The organism is Actinotalea lenta (genome assembly GCF_030586465.1).
GTDB lineage: Bacteria > Actinomycetota > Actinomycetes > Actinomycetales > Cellulomonadaceae > Actinotalea > Actinotalea lenta.
Genome location: NZ_JAUQYP010000001.1, coordinates 1,454,774 through 1,469,962, shown reverse-complemented (window position 1 = coordinate 1,469,962; position 15,189 = coordinate 1,454,774). Strand labels below are relative to the sequence as shown.

14 protein-coding genes are annotated in these 15,189 nt (G+C 72.7%); 2 read left to right on the top strand and 12 right to left on the bottom strand.

The features are described 5' to 3' along the window. The first annotated feature begins 97 nt into the window (after positions 1-97). On the top strand, positions 98-934 hold the full coding sequence (locus Q6348_RS06860) for a purine-nucleoside phosphorylase (RefSeq protein ID WP_304600555.1): 837 nt from the start codon (positions 98-100) through the stop codon (positions 932-934). Then, the gene (locus tag Q6348_RS06855) at positions 934-2,676 is read left to right on the top strand and encodes a phospho-sugar mutase (RefSeq protein WP_304600554.1); all 1,743 of its coding nucleotides are present in this window, start codon (positions 934-936) and stop codon (positions 2,674-2,676) included. The genes Q6348_RS06860 and Q6348_RS06855 overlap by 1 nt, the downstream gene beginning before the upstream one ends. Before the next feature lie 55 nt (positions 2,677-2,731). On the opposite strand, the gene Q6348_RS06850 is transcribed toward Q6348_RS06855, so the two are convergent. The 12 genes from Q6348_RS06850 to Q6348_RS06795 all read right to left on the bottom strand — a co-directional run bounded on the left by Q6348_RS06850 (position 2,732) and on the right by Q6348_RS06795 (position 15,150). Further along, entirely contained in the window at positions 2,732-3,505 is a 774-nt protein-coding gene (locus tag Q6348_RS06850) for a glycerophosphodiester phosphodiesterase family protein (protein WP_304600553.1), read from the bottom strand. 90 nt (positions 3,506-3,595) lie between these two features. Next, the gene (gene deoC / locus Q6348_RS06845) at positions 3,596-4,300 is read right to left on the bottom strand and encodes a deoxyribose-phosphate aldolase (protein WP_304600552.1); all 705 of its coding nucleotides are present in this window, start codon (positions 4,298-4,300) and stop codon (positions 3,596-3,598) included. Continuing rightward, entirely contained in the window at positions 4,297-5,415 is a 1,119-nt protein-coding gene (locus Q6348_RS06840; protein WP_304600551.1) for an adenosine deaminase, read from the bottom strand. The genes deoC and Q6348_RS06840 overlap by 4 nt, the downstream gene beginning before the upstream one ends. A 37-nt stretch (positions 5,416-5,452) precedes the next feature. After that, positions 5,453-5,665, bottom strand: a complete 213-nt coding sequence (locus tag Q6348_RS06835; protein ID WP_304600550.1) for a hypothetical protein — start codon at positions 5,663-5,665, stop codon at positions 5,453-5,455. Positions 5,666-5,733: 68 nt separating this feature from the next. Further along, a complete protein-coding gene (locus Q6348_RS06830) occupies positions 5,734-6,657 on the bottom strand; it encodes a hypothetical protein (protein ID WP_304600549.1) in 924 nt (307 codons plus the stop codon). Between the two features lies 1 nt (position 6,658). Beyond that, on the bottom strand, positions 6,659-7,963 hold the full coding sequence (locus Q6348_RS06825) for a thymidine phosphorylase (RefSeq protein ID WP_304600548.1): 1,305 nt from the start codon (positions 7,961-7,963) through the stop codon (positions 6,659-6,661). Positions 7,964-8,040: 77 nt separating this feature from the next. Beyond that, positions 8,041-8,445 (bottom strand): cytidine deaminase, encoded by a 405-nt coding sequence (locus Q6348_RS06820; RefSeq protein WP_304600547.1) that lies wholly within the window; start codon positions 8,443-8,445, stop codon positions 8,041-8,043. A gap of 35 nt (positions 8,446-8,480) precedes the next feature. Further along, the gene (locus Q6348_RS06815; RefSeq protein ID WP_304600546.1) at positions 8,481-9,761 is read right to left on the bottom strand and encodes an ABC transporter permease; all 1,281 of its coding nucleotides are present in this window, start codon (positions 9,759-9,761) and stop codon (positions 8,481-8,483) included. Next, positions 9,758-11,014 (bottom strand): ABC transporter permease, encoded by a 1,257-nt coding sequence (locus Q6348_RS06810; protein ID WP_304600545.1) that lies wholly within the window; start codon positions 11,012-11,014, stop codon positions 9,758-9,760. The genes Q6348_RS06815 and Q6348_RS06810 overlap by 4 nt, the downstream gene beginning before the upstream one ends. Next, positions 11,011-12,528 (bottom strand): ABC transporter ATP-binding protein, encoded by a 1,518-nt coding sequence (locus Q6348_RS06805; protein WP_304600544.1) that lies wholly within the window; start codon positions 12,526-12,528, stop codon positions 11,011-11,013. Before Q6348_RS06805 ends, Q6348_RS06810 begins: the two co-directional genes overlap by 4 nt. A gap of 113 nt (positions 12,529-12,641) precedes the next feature. Further along, a complete protein-coding gene (locus tag Q6348_RS06800) occupies positions 12,642-13,757 on the bottom strand; it encodes a BMP family lipoprotein (RefSeq protein ID WP_304600543.1) in 1,116 nt (371 codons plus the stop codon). Between the two features lie 160 nt (positions 13,758-13,917). Continuing rightward, positions 13,918-15,150 carry an amidohydrolase gene (locus Q6348_RS06795; protein WP_434062060.1) on the bottom strand — a complete coding sequence of 411 codons (1,233 nt, stop codon included), beginning with the start codon at positions 15,148-15,150 and terminating at the stop codon, positions 13,918-13,920. Positions 15,151-15,189: the final 39 nt, after the last annotated feature.

The window sequence follows — 15,189 nt, the reverse complement described above, 5'->3', positions numbered from 1 at the left end:
GGCGGCGCGCCACGGGACGCCGCCGGCGCCCCGTGCGCCGCAGACCCGTGCGGCATCGTGGCAGCCGACAGGCCCGAAGACGGATAACCTGCCGAGCATGGATGACGTTGCTGTGCCTTCGCTGGACGACCCGGGCACCGATCCCTTCGACGTGGCGGCACGGGCCGCCCGCGTGATCGCCGAGCGCACCGGCGTCGAGCACCACGACCTGGCGCTCGTGCTCGGTTCCGGCTGGGGCGAGGCGGCCGACCGGATCGGCGAGGTGGTCGCCGAGATCCCCTCGCACGAGATCCCGGGGTTCAGCGCACCGGCCGTCGCCGGGCACGGCGCCACCACCAGGTCGATCCGGCTGGCGGGTTCGGACCGGCACGCTCTCGTGCTCGGCTCCCGCACCCATCTGTACGAGGGCAAGGGCGTGCGGCGCGTCGTGCACGGGGTGCGCACCGCGGCGGCGACGGGTGCCAGGACCCTGGTGCTGACCAACGGGTGCGGGGGTCTGAACCCGGACTGGGCACCCGGGACCGCCGTGCTGATCCAGGACCACCTCAACCTCACCGCGACGTCGCCGCTCGAGGGCGCGACCTTCGTCGACATGACGGACCTGTACTCGCAGCGACTGCGGGACCTCGCGCACACCGTCGACCCGACCCTGCCGGAGGGCGTCTACGCCCAGTTCCGCGGGCCGCAGTACGAGACCCCCGCCGAGGTCCGGATGGCCGGCGTGCTGGGGGCCGACCTCGTGGGGATGTCCACGACGCTCGAGGCGATCGCCGCCCGGCACGTCGGCCTGGACGTGCTGGGCGTCTCGCTGGTGACCAACGCGGCAGCCGGGATCAGCCCGGAACCGCTCTCCCACGAGGAGGTCATCGAGGCGGGCCGGACCGCCGCACCGCGGATCAGCGCCCTGCTGGCCGAGATCGTGGGGAGGATCTGATGGGACGCCACAGCGCCGAGGCGCCGGACCTGCCGGACGAGCTCCTCGCCGAGGTGCACGCCTGGATCGAGGACGACCCGGACCCGGTCACCGCCGCGCAGCTGCGCGAGCTGGCCGATCGAGCCGCATCGGGCGATGCCGACGCCCGGGCCGACCTCGCCGACCGGTTCGCGGGCACGCTGGAGTTCGGCACCGCAGGCTTGCGCGGGGCGCTGGGCGGCGGCCCGAACCGGATGAACCGCGCCGTGGTGATCCGCGCGGCTGCGGGCCTGACGCACTTCCTGACCGAAGCGCTGGCCGAGCTGGGCGAGCACCGGCCGCGCGTCGTGATCGGCTACGACGCGCGGTACAACTCCGACGTGTTCGCCCGGGACACCGCGGCGGTCGTGACGGCGGCCGGTGGGGAGGCGCTGCTCCTGCCCCGACCGCTGCCCACCCCGGTGCTGGCCTTCGCGGTGCAGCACCTGGGCGCCGACGCCGGGGTCACCGTGACCGCGAGCCACAACCCGCCCCAGGACAACGGCTACAAGGTGTACCTGGGCGGCCGGGTCGTCACGGATGCGGGGCGCGGCGCCCAGATCGTGCCCCCCTACGACCGAGCGATCGCCGACCGGATCGCAGCCGTCGACGCCGTCGCGCACGTGGCGCGAGCCGAGCACGGCTGGACCGTCCTCGGCGAGGAGATCGTCAGCGACTACCTCGACGCGGTCGCGACGCTCCGTGACGAGGGCCCGCGCGACCTGCGGGTCGTGCTGACCCCGCTGCACGGCGTGGGTGGTGCGCTCGTCGAGCAGGTGCTGCGCGACGCCGGCTTCACCGACCTGCACGTGGTGCCCGAGCAGGCCGAGCCCGACCCGGACTTCCCGACGGTGGCGTTCCCGAACCCCGAGGAGCCCGGCGCGATCGACCTGGCGCTCGACCTGGCGCGGCGGGTCCAGGCCGACCTCGTGATCGCCAACGACCCGGACGCCGACCGGTGCGCGGCCGCGACCGTGGACCCGCACACCGGGGAGTGGCGGATGTTGCACGGCGACGAGGTGGGCGCGCTGCTCGGTGAGCAAGCGGCCGGTCTGCACGCGGGGGGCGACGGCGTACTGGCGTGCTCGATCGTGTCGTCACGCCTGCTGGGCCGGATCGCCGCCGCGCACGGCCTGGCCCACGCGCAGACGCTGACCGGGTTCAAGTGGATCTCGCGGACCGACCGCCTGGTGTTCGGCTACGAGGAGGCGCTCGGGTACTGCTGCGACCCGGCACACGTGCGGGACAAGGACGGCCTGTCCGCCGCCCTGCTCCTCGCCCAGCTCGCGGCCCGGACCAAGGCCGACGGACGCGGGCTGGTCGATCTGCTGGACGACCTGGCGCGTCGCCACGGACTGCACGTCTCCGACCAGCTGGCTGCGCGGTTCAGCGACCTGGCCCAGATCCCCGCGACGATGGACCGGGTGCGCCAGGCGCCGCCGGCCACGCTGGCGGGATCCCCGGTGAGCGAGGTCGTCGACCTGGCCCACCCCGACCCCGAGGACCCGATCCCGCCGACCGACGGACTCCGGCTGCTCGCCGAGGACGGCACCCGGGTGGTGATCCGGCCCAGCGGCACCGAGCCCAAGGTGAAGTGCTACCTCGAGGTGGTCATGGACGTCGACGAGCACGCCGACGACGAGGCCCTCGGGGCGGCCCGCCGCGCCGCCCGCACCCGCCTCGACGCCGTCCGCCAGGACCTCACGCAGGCCCTCGGCCTCTGACCTTCGCCTCGTGATCAAGGAATCTGTGCCCGGTACGCGAGCACGGATTCCTTGATCACGAAGTCTGGGGTGGGGGGCGGAGGACCTCCTGGAGAAGGTCCGCGCGGTCGGTCACCAGGCCGTCGACCCCGAGGTCCAGCAGGCGCCGCATGTCGGCCGGGTCGTTGACGGTCCAGACGTGCACCTTGAGGCCGTGCGCGTGCGCCACCTCCAGGGTGCGCGCATCGACCACCGTGGTACGACCGGCCCGCTCAGGCACCTGCAGGCAGTCCACCGCCCCGGCCACGCGGGCGACCAGGCCGTCCCAGCGCGTCCGCGCGCCGAGCAGGAACCGCGTGGCGCCCGCCGTGGACGCCGACGTCGCCACCGGCCGCGACAGCTGCTCCAGCGTGGCGCGACGCCGCCCCTCGGAGAACGAGCCCACGAGCACCCGGTCGTGCGCGGACTCCCGTTCGATCACCGCGACGGTCGGGGCGATCGCGCCCGCGGACTTCACGTCGATGTTCACCCGCAGGTCCGGCCAGGCGTGCAGCACCTCCGCCAACGTCGGCACCGGCTCGCGACCGCCGATGCGCGCCTGGCGCACCTGCGACCAGGACAGACCCGCGATCCGGCCGGTGCGGTCGGTCACTCTGTCCAGCGACGCGTCGTGGAACGCGATCGCGACCCCGTCGGCCGTGGCGTGCACGTCCGTCTCGACGTAGGCGTAGCCCAGGTCGACGGCCGCCTGGAAGGCGACCATCGAGTTCTCCAGGCCCTCCAGGGAGAAGCCCCGGTGCGCGAACGCGATCGGCCCGTCATGGTCCAGGTAGCCCGCCGTCGCTCTCACCTCGATCCACTCAGCCCCTGCACGCGGGTCCGTTCCCGCACCGACGGCTCAGCGATGGTGCGGCGGGATCGTGCGACGCCCCTGGACGCCTCAGTAGCCTGACTCCCCAGCGTCCTCCGGACCTGTCCCGCTGTCCAGCGAGCCCAGGACCGCCGCGGTGCCCGACAGCCCCAGGCGGGTCGCGCCCGCGGCGATCATGGCGCGGGCCGCGGCGCCGGTGCGGATGCCACCGGACGCCTTGACCCCGAGCCGACCGCCGACCGTCTGCGCCATCAGCTCCACGGCGTGCACCGAAGCACCACCGGTCGGGTGGAAGCCCGTCGAGGTCTTGACGAAGTCCGCGCCGGCCGCCTCGGCCGCGCGGCAGCAGCCCACGATCTGCTCGTCGGTCAGGGCCGCGGACTCGATGATCACCTTGAGCACGGTCGGCCGCTGCACGGCCGCACGGACCTCGGCGATGTCGGCCTGCACGTCCTCGAACCGCCCGTCGACCGCGGCGCCCACGTCGATCACCATGTCGACCTCGTGCGCACCGTCGGCGACCGCGCGGGCCGCCTCCATGGCCTTGATCGTGCTGTGGTGCTTGCCGGACGGGAAGCCGCACACGGTGGCGACCTTGACGTCGCCGAGCGTCTCCGGGTCGATCGGCAGCATCGACGGCGACACGCACACCGAGTACACCCCGAGCTGCCGGGCCTCGGCGACCAGCGCCGCGACGTCCGCGGGAGTGGCCTCGGGCTTGAGCAGGGTGTGGTCGACGATCCGTGCCACGGCGGCGGGGTCGGTGGTGGTCATGCTCGGTGGCGTCCTTTCGGGGTGAAGGCGGGGAGCAGCACGTCCTCGACGAGCGCCTCCCGTTCGTCGGCGTGCACGAAGGTGCTCCACGCGGCGGTCAGGGTGACGTCGCGCAGGTCCTCAAGGGTCCAGCCGATCTCGACCAGCCGCCACAGCTCGGTGGTCGGCGAGGTCTGGGACATCAGCCGGTTGTCGGTGGAGATGGTCACGGCGAACCCGAGCCGCTGCAAGGCGGTCACCGGGTGCGCCGCCAGGCTGGGGGCGAGATGGGTGTGCAGGTTGGACGTGGGGCACACCTCGAGGGGGACCTGCTGGTCGCGGACCCAGTGGGCCAGCTCCCCCAGCGACGCGCCGTCCAGGCCCCAAGGGTCGTCCTCGGTGGCCCGACCCAGCGTGATGTCCTCGATGAGGCGCGCGCCGTGCCCGATACGGACCGCGCCGCCCAGGTGCAGCGCCTCGGCGATCGACACCACGCCCGCCCCCTCCCCCGCGTGGATCGTCACCGGCATGCTCGCCTGACGCAGGCGACGCAGGGCGTACTGGTGCCGCGCGGGCCCGTACCCGTCCTCCGGGCCGGCCAGGTCCACCCCGCCGACGCCGGCGTGCCGCCAGCGCAGCGCGAGCTCAGCAGTCGCCCGACCGTGGTCCGCCTGGCGCATGATCGTCAGGATCTGCACGACCCGGATCCGCCGACCGGCCTCGGCCGCCCGGGCGATCCCGTCCGCGATGCCGTCCGCCACCGCACCGACGACGTCGTCACCGGTGAGTCCCTCACGCTGGTGCAGCTCGGGGGCGTAGCGGAGCTCGGCGTGCACCACGCCGTCCTGCGCGAGGTCCACCACGGCCTCCGCAGCGATGCGCCTCAGGTGGTCGGCGCGCTGCATCACGGCCAGGGTGTGCTCGAAGGTCGTGAGGTAGTCCTCCAAGGAGCCCGACGACGCCGCGGTCAGGAACCACCGGGCCAGCGCGGTCGGCTCGTCGGCCGGCACCGGGTGGCCGACCTCGCCGGCGAGCTCGAGCACGGTCTGCGGGCGCACACCGCCGTCGAGGTGATCGTGCAGCAGCACCTTCGGAAGGGCCGCGACGTCGTCGCGGGTCAGGGCTGCGTCGGTCACCCCCTGAGCCTAGTGCGACCGCCCGGTGACCGACCGGTCAGCCCTCGGGGTAGTCGTCCTCGTCGGCGTCATCGACCTCGAGGGCCTGCTCCACCACGTCCGGCTCGGCGGCCTGGTCGGACAGGTCGGGGCGGGACACGGCGACGTGGTCGGCGGCGCGCACGTCGTCGGTCGCCTCGCGGGCCTCATCGGGATCCGGGGGGATCAGACCGGCGTCGACCCAGGTGCTCTCTCCGGGGACCGTGCTCATGGTTCCTCCCTCGTTGACAGCACCATCGTGACGCGCCGGCGGGCGGCTCGCCAGAGGCCCGGTCGGCGTCAGTGGGGCAGCAGCACCCAGTCCAGGTGGCCCCAACCGCCGAGCGCTTCCCTGCGGCCTTCCCCGTCGCGCGCGAGCTCGAGCAGGCGTCCGGTGGACGGCTCGAACACCTCCAGCCCGCGGTCCGTGCCGCCCACGGCGAGCACCACGTGCCGGGGCACCGCCTCGGCCCAGCCTCCGGAGCTGTCGCCGCCCGCGTACAGCGGGATCGGCACCCCGACCTGGACCCAGCCGGCCACGAGCGACCACAGGTCGCGCAGCTGCTCCGCGTCAGTGTCGTCGACGACCCGGTGCGTCCACCGCACGCCGGGGTAGCGGGCGACCCGCGCCGCGCCCCACGGCGGCGTGCCCCACGCGCCCGGCCACCCCAGCAGCCCTAGCCCGTGGGCGACGCTCCGTCGCTTGATCACGCGCTGCAGCACCTGGGCCCGTTCGCTGGGCTCGCGACGCGAGAGCGCCTCGAGGCTGCGGTCGTCGGCGTTCGAGAGCTCGGCGGGGCGCGCTGAGCCCACCCAGCCGACAGTCAGCCAGGCCGCGAGGGTCGGGTCACCCGCGGCGGCCAGCATCGCCAGCACGGCCGACCCGCACGCGGTCGCGTCGACCTGGCGCATGGCGGAGGCCAGCTGCCGTGCCGGGTCCACCACGGCCTGCCGGGTCGCCACGTCCCAGCCGTCCCACGCGGAGGCCAGCTCACCGACCGGAGCCAGGCGACCCGTGGCCGCCAACGCCCGGGTCAGGACCGGTGCCGCCTCCGGGCGACCGGCGGACCAGCCGTCGAAGGCGGACTTCTCGTCCTGCGGCAGCCGCTCGCGCACCCGCGCCGCACGCTCGACAGCGGGGTCCGCACCCTCCGGCACGAGGACCGGGCCGCGACCCAGCGGCAGCCGGGCCCGGCGCAGTGCCGTGGTCAGCTGCCCCGGCATCTCAGGTCACCCGGTCCAGGATCAGGGCGCGCTCCGGCGGCCGGGAACCCTCCGGGGCGACGACCACGGCGTCGCCGAGCGCCTCGCGTGCGCGCTCGAAGCGCTCCGGGGTGTCGGTGTGCAAGGTCATGAGCGGCTCCCCCGCGCGCACCACGGCCCCGGGCTTGGCATGTATCTGGACACCTGCCCCAGCCTGCACCGGGTCCTCCTTGCGCGCACGCCCGGCACCGAGCCGCCACGCAGCGACCCCCACCGCGAGCGCGTCCAGCTCCACGAGCACGCCGTCGGCCGGCGCGAGCACCTGCTCGGTGTGGCGGGCCACCGGGAGCGGCGCGTCCGGGTCGCCGCCCTGCGCGGCGATCATCGCGCGCCACGAGTCCATGGCCGCGCCCGACGCGAGCACGTCCGCGGGGTCGACCCCGGCGGTCCCGGACACCCCGGCGGCCTCGAGCATCTCCCGGGCGAGGGCCACGGTGAGCTCGACCACGTCCGCGGGGCCGCCCCCGGCCAGCACCTCGACGGCCTCGCGCACCTCGAGCGCGTTGCCGGCCGTCAGCCCGAGGGGTGTCGACATGTCCGTGAGCAGCGCTCGGGTGCGCACTCCCGCATCGGTGCCCAGCTCGACCATCGTGCGGGCGAGCTCCCCCGCCCGCTCGGCGTCCTTCATGAACGCTCCGCTACCGACCTTGACGTCCAGCACCAGGGCGCCGGTCCCCTCGGCGATCTTCTTGGACATGATCGAGCTCGCGATCAGGGGGATCGCCTCGACGGTGCCGGTCACGTCGCGCAGCGCGTAGAGCTTGCGGTCCGCGGGCGCCAGCCCGGAGCCGGCCTGGCACACCACGGCTCCGACCTCGTCGAGCTGGCGCAGCATCTCGTCGTTGGACAGGGCCGCGCGCCACCCCGGGATGGCCTCGAGCTTGTCCAGCGTCCCGCCCGTGTGGCCCAGTCCCCGGCCGGACAGCTGGGGCACGGCCAGGCCGCACGCCGCGACCAGTGGCGCGAGAGGCAGGGTGATCTTGTCGCCGACCCCGCCCGTCGAGTGCTTGTCCACCGTGGGGCGGGACAGCCCGGAGAAGTCCATCCGCTCGCCCGACGCGATCATCGCGGCGGTCCAGCGGGCGATCTCCGCCCGCTCCATGCCGTTGAGCAGGATGGCCATCGCGAGCGCGGACATCTGCTCCTCGGCGACCACGCCACGCGTGTAGGCGTCGATCACCCAGTCGATCTGTCCGTCGCTCAGTCGGCCGCCGTCCCGCTTGGTGCGGATCACGTCGACCGCGTCGAACGCCTCGGCGTCGCTCATCGGCCCTCCGTCCGTCAAAGGGGGACCGCCGGTGCGCGGCCGACCCGTCCTGGGGCCGCCGGTGGACGGCCCCGTGCTCATCCTCTCTCGACGAGGTCCCGCGGACCGAACGCGTCCGGGAGCACCTCGGTCATCGGCCGGATGCCGGACACCGTGGCGACCTGGAGCTCCCCGCCGCCGTGCTCCCACAGCAGCTGACGGCAGCGTCCGCACGGCATGAGGGCGTCACCGTGGCCGTCGACGCACACGAACGCCACGAGCCGACCGCCCCCCGAGACGTGCAGCGCCGAGACCAGCGCGCACTCGGCACACAGCGTCACCCCGTACGACGCGTTCTCCACGTTGCACCCGACGATGACACGGCCGTCGTCGACGAGCGCCGCAGCCCCGACCGGGAAGTGCGAGTACGGCACGTACGCGCGCTCGGTGATCTCGATCGCGGCGCGCCTCAGGGCGTCCCAGTCGATGTCGTGAGCCTCCACGCGTTCCTCCTTCATGCCCGAGCAGCCGCTCGTGCTCACTCCTTGACGTACGGGGTGCCGTCGGCAGCCGGCGGCCTCGAGCGTCCGACGAACCCGGCGACCGCGAGGATCGTCACGACGTAGGGCAGCATCAGCATGAACTGGCTCGGCACGGGTGCGCGAACGATGCTCAGCGCACCCTGCAGGCTCGACGCGGCGCCGAAGAGCAGGGCCGCCATGGCCGCCCGGACCGGATCCCACTTGCCGAAGATCACCGCGGCGAGCGCGATGAAGCCGGCTCCTGCGGTCATCTCCTTGCCGAACGACGACACCGACACCACGGTGTAGAACGCGCCGCCGATGCCGACCACGCCACCCGCGACGAGGATGCCGGCGTACCGCATGCCCTCGACCTTGATGCCCACGGTGTCCGCCGCCTGGGGGTGCTCGCCCACGGCCCGGAGCCGCAGACCCCAGCGGGTGCGGAACATCGCGAACCACACCGCGGGGACGGCGATGTACATGAGGTAGACGATCACGGACTGCCGGAACAGGGCCGGCCCGATCACGGGGATCCCGGACAGCCCCGGGATCGCCCAGGAGCCGAACCGGGTGGTGGAGTTCAGCCGCTGCGCGTCGGGCACCAGCACCTGCGAGTAGAAGAAGCTCGTCAGGCCGATCACGAGCACGTTGAGCACCACGCCGACGATGATCTGCTCGACCCGGTAGGTGATCGCGAAGACCCCCAGGACCAGGGCGACGAGCATCCCGGCGGCGATCGCCGCGACCAGGCCGGCCCACGGGCTGTCGGTGAGGGACCCCACGATGGCCGCGGTGAAGGCGCCGGCGAGGAGCTGGGCCTCGATCGCGATGTTCACGACCCCGGCACGCTCCCCGAGCACGCCACCGAGGGCGCCGAAGACCAGCGGCACCGCCAGCAGCACCGAGCTGGCCAGCAGCCGGGCGATGGGGAAGTCCGCGTCGCTGCCGGCACCGCCCCAGGCGAGGAAGCCGAACAGCACCGCCACCGCGAACAGGACGGACACCCAGATCGGCACCTTGCGGGCGGCCTGCGTGAGTGCGAAGGCGAGACCGGTGAGGACCAGGGCGATCAGCCCGCACACCCACGCGGTGGTCATGGCCGGCAGTGCCACGCTCGGCAGGTGCACGAAGTCGCCGTCGGTGGCGAATCGGAAGTGGGTCAGGCCCTCGCGCGACGCGAGCGCCAGCAGCAGGCCGTACAGCAGGGTGATGACGCCGAACGCGACCGGCGCCTTCCGGGAGACGACGGTGACGTGGCGGGGCTCGACGGCCTCGGTCTCGGTCGCGGCGGTCACGCGGCCACCTCCTGGCGCCGGGCGGCCCGCTTGCCGCGCTTGGGCCTCTTGCCCGGCTGGGGCAGCCGGAACACCGCGCGCACCAGCGGGGGCGCGGCGATGAAGAGCACGATGAGTGCCTGGACCACCTGGACGATCTCGATCGGCACGCCCTCGGCCGCCTGCATGACCGAACCGCCGGCCTTGAACGCCCCGAACAGGATCGCCGCGAACATCACGCCGATCGGGCGTGACCCGCCGAGCAGGGCGACCGTGATCGCGTCGAAGCCGATCCCGGCGTCGATGTCGTAGCTGAACCCGGTGGTCACGGTGCCGAGCACCTGGGTGACGCCGGCCAGGCCTACCAGCGCGCCAGCGACCAGCATCACCGAGACCGTGGTGCGGGGGACGTCGATGCCGGCGACCTTGGCCGCGGCGGGGTTCTCCCCGACCGCCCGGAAGGCGAACCCGGTGGAGGACCGGTTGAGCAGCCACCAGACGTACGCGACGGCGAGCAGGGCGAAGATGAAGCCGAGGTGCAGGTTGTACCGCCGGCCGAGGAGGTCCGGCATGATCGCCGACGTGAGCATGTGCGGGGTCTTCGGGTTCGACGAGCCCGGCGCCTGCAGCAGGCCCGGCGTGGCCAGCAGGTAGCTCACCAGGTAGAAGCCGACGTAGTTGAGCATGATGGTGGTGATCACCTCGTGGGCGCCGGTGTACGCCTTGAGCACCCCGGCGATGCCGGCCCAGACCGCACCCGCGACCATCCCGGCCAGGACCGCGACCAGCATGTGCAGCGGCCACGGCATGTCGACCGCGAACCCGATCCAGCCGCCCGCCGCGGCGGCGACCAGCATCTGGCCGCGGCCACCGATGTTGAAGAGCCCGGCCCGGAAGCCGACGGCCACGCCCAGACCGGCCATGATCAGGGGCGTCGCCATCGTGAGGCTCTGGGTCAGCGGCCGGATCGCACCCGCGAAGCTGTCCGCGCCGAAGTCCCACACCGCGCCGCGGAACAGGGCGTAGTACGCGCCTCCCACGGAGCTGCCGATCGCCGCGAACGTGTCGCTCGGCCGGCTGAAGAAGTACGCCGAGGCCTGCTGCACGCCGGGATCGGTCACGATGATCATGATCGAGCCGCCGAGGACGGCAAGCACGATCGCGCCGAGCGAGACGGCCCAGCTGCCGGAGACGATCCGGTGCAGCGCCTCCCGCCAGCGGTCCGAGTCGTCCGCCACCCGGCGGTGCTCGGCTGAGGTCTGCGTGTCGCTCACGCGGCGGCGCTCCCTTCCGGTGCGATGCCGGCCATCATCAGGCCGAGCACGTCGCGCGGGGTGTCGGCCGGCACGATGCCCACCACCCGACCGCGGTACATGACAAGGATCCGGTCGCCGAGCGCGACCGCCTCGTCGAGCTCGGTGGAGATCACGACCACCGGGACGCCCGCGTCCCGCGTCGCGACGATGCGCTTGTGGATGAACTCGATGGAGCCGACGTCGACCCCACGGGTCGGCTGCGCGGCCACCAGCAGACGCAGCTCGCGGGACAGCTCCCGCGCGACCACGACCTTCTGCTGGTTGCCGCCGGACAACCGTGCGACGGGCTCGGTGATGCCCTGGGTCCGGATGTCGAACTCCTCGACGGCGTTGCGGGCGAAGTCGTCGCGCGCACCGAGCTGGAGCATGCCGGCCCGGACGAAGGGCGGACCCTGACGGCGGTCCAGCATGAGGTTCTCGGCCACCGTGAACTCGCCCACCAGGCCGTCGGTGCTCCGGTCCTCCGGGATGAAGCCGACGCCGGCGTCCAGCACCTGGTTGACGCTGCGACCCACCAGCTCCTTGCCCGCGAGCCGCACGCTGCCCGCCGAGGCGTGCTCGAGGCCCACGAGAGCCTCGGTGAGCTCGGTCTGCCCGTTGCCCTGCACGCCGGCGATCACGAGGATCTCCCCGCCGCGCACCGTGAAGCTGACGTCGTCGACCACGACGGCGCCCTGCGCGTTGGTGACCTCCAGGCCACTGACCTCGAGACTCGTCTCGGCGTAGCGCGGCTCGTCCTTGTGGACCGTGAGCTCCACGGCCCGTCCCACCATCATCGCCGCGAGCTCCGAGTCGGGCTGGTCGGCAGTCGCCTCGCCCACCACGGCGCCGCGGCGCACCACGGTGATCCGGTCGGCGACCTCGCGGACCTCGCGCAGCTTGTGGGTGATGAACACGATCGCGGCACCCTCGTCGCGCAGCTGGCGCATGATGCCCATGAACTCGTCGGTCTCCTGCGGCGTGAGCACCGCGGTCGGCTCGTCGAAGATCAGCACCTTGGCGTCCCGAGACAGCGCCTTGATGATCTCCACGCGCTGCTGGACGCCCACCGGGAGGTCCTCGATGAGAGCGTCGGGGTCCACGTGGAAGCCGAACCGGTCTGCGATCGCGCGGACCTTCTCCCGAGCCGCCTGGATGTCCAGCCGTCCGCCGGAGAGCGTGGTCTCGTTGCCGAGCATGACGTTCTCGGCGACGGTGAACACCGGGATGAGCATGAAGTGCTGGTGCACCATGCCGATCCCCGCAGCCATGGCGTCGCCGGGGCCCCGGAAGTGCTGGACCTCGCCGTCGAGGAGCACCTCTCCCTCGTCGGCCGTGTACAGGCCGTAGAGCACGTTCATCAGGGTGGACTTGCCGGCGCCGTTCTCACCGAGCAGGCAGTGGATCTCACCGGGCTCGACGGTCAGGTTGATGTGGTCGTTCGCGACCAGGGCGCCGAAGCGTTTGGTGATACCGCGCAGCTCGAGCTTCATCCCGCGATCCTCATCGACTGGTGGGGGGCCAAGGAACTCTACGCGTACGACACGCCCCGGAAGGGCCGCCTGGCCCTTCCGGGGCGTGTCGTGTCACGCGGTCATCGGTGCCGTCACTGGTTCAGGTACGAGGTGACCTTCACCGTGCCGTCGATGATGTCCTGCTTGAGCTTGTTGACCTCGTCCATGAGGGCCGGGTCGACCTTGTCCTTGTAGTCGTGCAGCGGGGCGATGCCCACGCCGTCGTTGGACAGGGTGCCCACGTACGCGGTCGGGTCGAAGTTGCCCTGCCCCGCGGCCATGATCGTGTCGTAGCAGGACACGTCCATGTTCTTCATGATCGAGGTGAGCAGCAGGCTCTGCACGGACGGGTCGGTGTTGTACACGTCGGCGTCCACGCCGATCAGCGCGATGTCCTTGCCGGAGTCGGCGATGGCGTCCCGCGCGGACTGGTAGATCGGACCACCCACCGGGAGCAGGACGTCGACGCCCTGGCCGATGATGTTGTTCGCGGTCGCCTTGGCGGTGTCGTTCGCCTCGAAGCCACCGGTGAACGAGCCGTCCTTGCCGTCCCAGCCGACGACCTTGACGTCGGTGCCCTTGACCTTGTTGTAGTAGTCGACGCCCTGCTTGAAGCCGTCCATGAAGATGGTGACGGTCGGGTAGGGCTGTCCACCGAAGGTGCCGACCTTGCCGGCCTTGGAGTAGCCGGCCGAGAGGTAGCCGGCGAGGAAGGCGGCCTGCGCCGTGTCGTACAGCAGCGGCTTGATGTTCGGTGCGTCCTTCTCACCGTTGAAGTCGTTGTCCGCGGCGTCGTCGACCAGCACGTACTGCAGGTCCGGGTTCGCCAGGGCCGACTCGACGGTCGCGGCCGACAGGGCGAAGCCCACCGACACGATCGTGTCGCAGCCGACGCTGACCATGGCCTCGAGGTTGGGCTGGAAGTCGGTCTCCGAGTCGGACTGCGCCTCCTTGAAGGTCGCACCCAGCTCCTGGGCGGCCTTCTTGGTGCCCTCGTAGGACAGCTGGTTGAAGCTCTTGTCGTCGAAGCCGCCGGCGTCGGAGACGATGCAGGCGGTGTAGTCGGTCGCCTTCGCGGTCGAGGTCTCGCTGGCACCCGCGCTGTCCGTCGACGAGCTGCTCGGGGACTCCTCCGGCGCCGACGCGCAAGCGGCCAGGGCAAGGGCGGTCGCGGCAGCCAGGGCCACGCCCCGCATCGCAGTCTTCACATGATCTCCTGAGTGTCGTGCACTGTGCCGGCCGGGCGTCGGTGCCTCGTGCCCTGGTTCGGGCCGGGGGGTGGCCGCCGATCGGCTCGGCTGCTGTACAGCGCAGACTAATCGCGCAGAGGACCACTTCGGGGAGCCCTCTGATACCACGACTCGGTCGTTACGCAACCGGAATGTTCGGGGCGGCACCCGGGTGGACGTCTCCGGTCGACATCAGGGCCGTGCGGACCAGCAGCCGCGCCCCCACGGAGATCGCCCGCTCGTCGGCGTCCAGGTCGCCCTGGTGCAGGTCGAACGTGCGCCCACCTGGGGTTCTGGTGCCCAGCCGGGCCATCGCGCCGGGCACCCGGGTCAGCAGCCACCCGAAGTCCTCCCCACCCAGGGACTGCTCGGTCAGGACCACCGCATCCGGTCCCAGCACGTCCCGCGCCGCCGTGTCCAGCATCCGGGTCGCCGTCTCATCGTTGTCGACGGGAGGCACGCCGCGCTCGTGCTGGACCTCCACCGAGACCCGGTACGGCGCGGTGACGTGCTCGACGGCCTCCCTCAGCACCGCCGCCGCGTCCGTCCACGCCGCGGCGTCCAGGCAGCGCAGGCTGCCCTTGACCTGTCCGGCGGCGGGGATCGCGTTGTGCACGGTACCGGCGTGCACGAGCCCCCACGTCAGGTTCACGCCCGACCGCGGGTCGAGCCGGCGACCGAGCACCGCGGGCACCTGGGTGATCACCTGGCCGAGCGCGAACACCACGTCGCCGGTCAGGTGCGGCCGACTGGTGTGGCCGCCGGCCGACGTGATGGTCACGGTCACCGGGTCGGACGCGGAGGTGATCGGGCCGATCCGGGTCCCCACCAGGCCCACGTCGAGCTTGGGGTCGCAGTGCACGCCGAACACGCGTGCCACCCCGTCCATGGCCCCGGCGGCGATGGCGTCCAGCGCGCCACCGGGCTGGACCTCCTCGGCCGCCTGGAAGAGCAGCCGGACGCCGACGTCGAGAAGCCCCTCGTCGGCGAGCTCGGCGAGCACGAGCCCGGCACCCAGCACGACAGCCGTGTGCACGTCGTGCCCGCAGGCGTGCGCCAACCCGGCGACGGTGGAGCGCCACGGGTGCGAGCAGGTGTCCGGCACCGGCAGGGCATCCAGGTCCGCGCGCAGCATGACCCGCGGGCCGTCGGTCGGGCCCAGGTCGCACACCAGGCCGGTGCCGGGCAGGAGCTGCGGCTCGAGGCCGGCGGCCCTCAACCGCTCGGCGACCACCGCCGTGCTGCGCCGCTCGGAGTGCCCGATCTCCGGGTGGGCGTGCAGGTCGCGCCGCAGCTCGACGAGCTCGGCCCGGTAGGCCTCGACGCGGGCGACGATCCGTTCGGCAGCGATGGTGGGCAGCACGCCCCGGATCCTAGGGGGGTGCCCCCGCAACCGCCCGGTGCGGGCCCT

Excerpts from the sequence above, each read along its gene's own strand:
- Q6348_RS06860 (WP_304600555.1), top strand. The coding sequence starts at position 98 with ATGGATGACGTTGCTGTGCCTTCGCTGGACGACCCGGGCACCGATCCC.
- Q6348_RS06855 (WP_304600554.1), top strand. The coding sequence starts at position 934 with ATGGGACGCCACAGCGCCGAGGCGCCGGACCTGCCGGACGAGCTCCTC.
- deoC (WP_304600552.1), bottom strand. The coding sequence starts at position 4,300 with ATGACCACCACCGACCCCGCCGCCGTGGCACGGATCGTCGACCACACC.
- Q6348_RS06835 (WP_304600550.1), bottom strand. The coding sequence starts at position 5,665 with ATGAGCACGGTCCCCGGAGAGAGCACCTGGGTCGACGCCGGTCTGATC.
- Q6348_RS06830 (WP_304600549.1), bottom strand. The coding sequence starts at position 6,657 with ATGCCGGGGCAGCTGACCACGGCACTGCGCCGGGCCCGGCTGCCGCTG.
- Q6348_RS06825 (WP_304600548.1), bottom strand. The coding sequence starts at position 7,963 with ATGAGCGACGCCGAGGCGTTCGACGCGGTCGACGTGATCCGCACCAAG.
- Q6348_RS06805 (WP_304600544.1), bottom strand. The coding sequence starts at position 12,528 with ATGAAGCTCGAGCTGCGCGGTATCACCAAACGCTTCGGCGCCCTGGTC.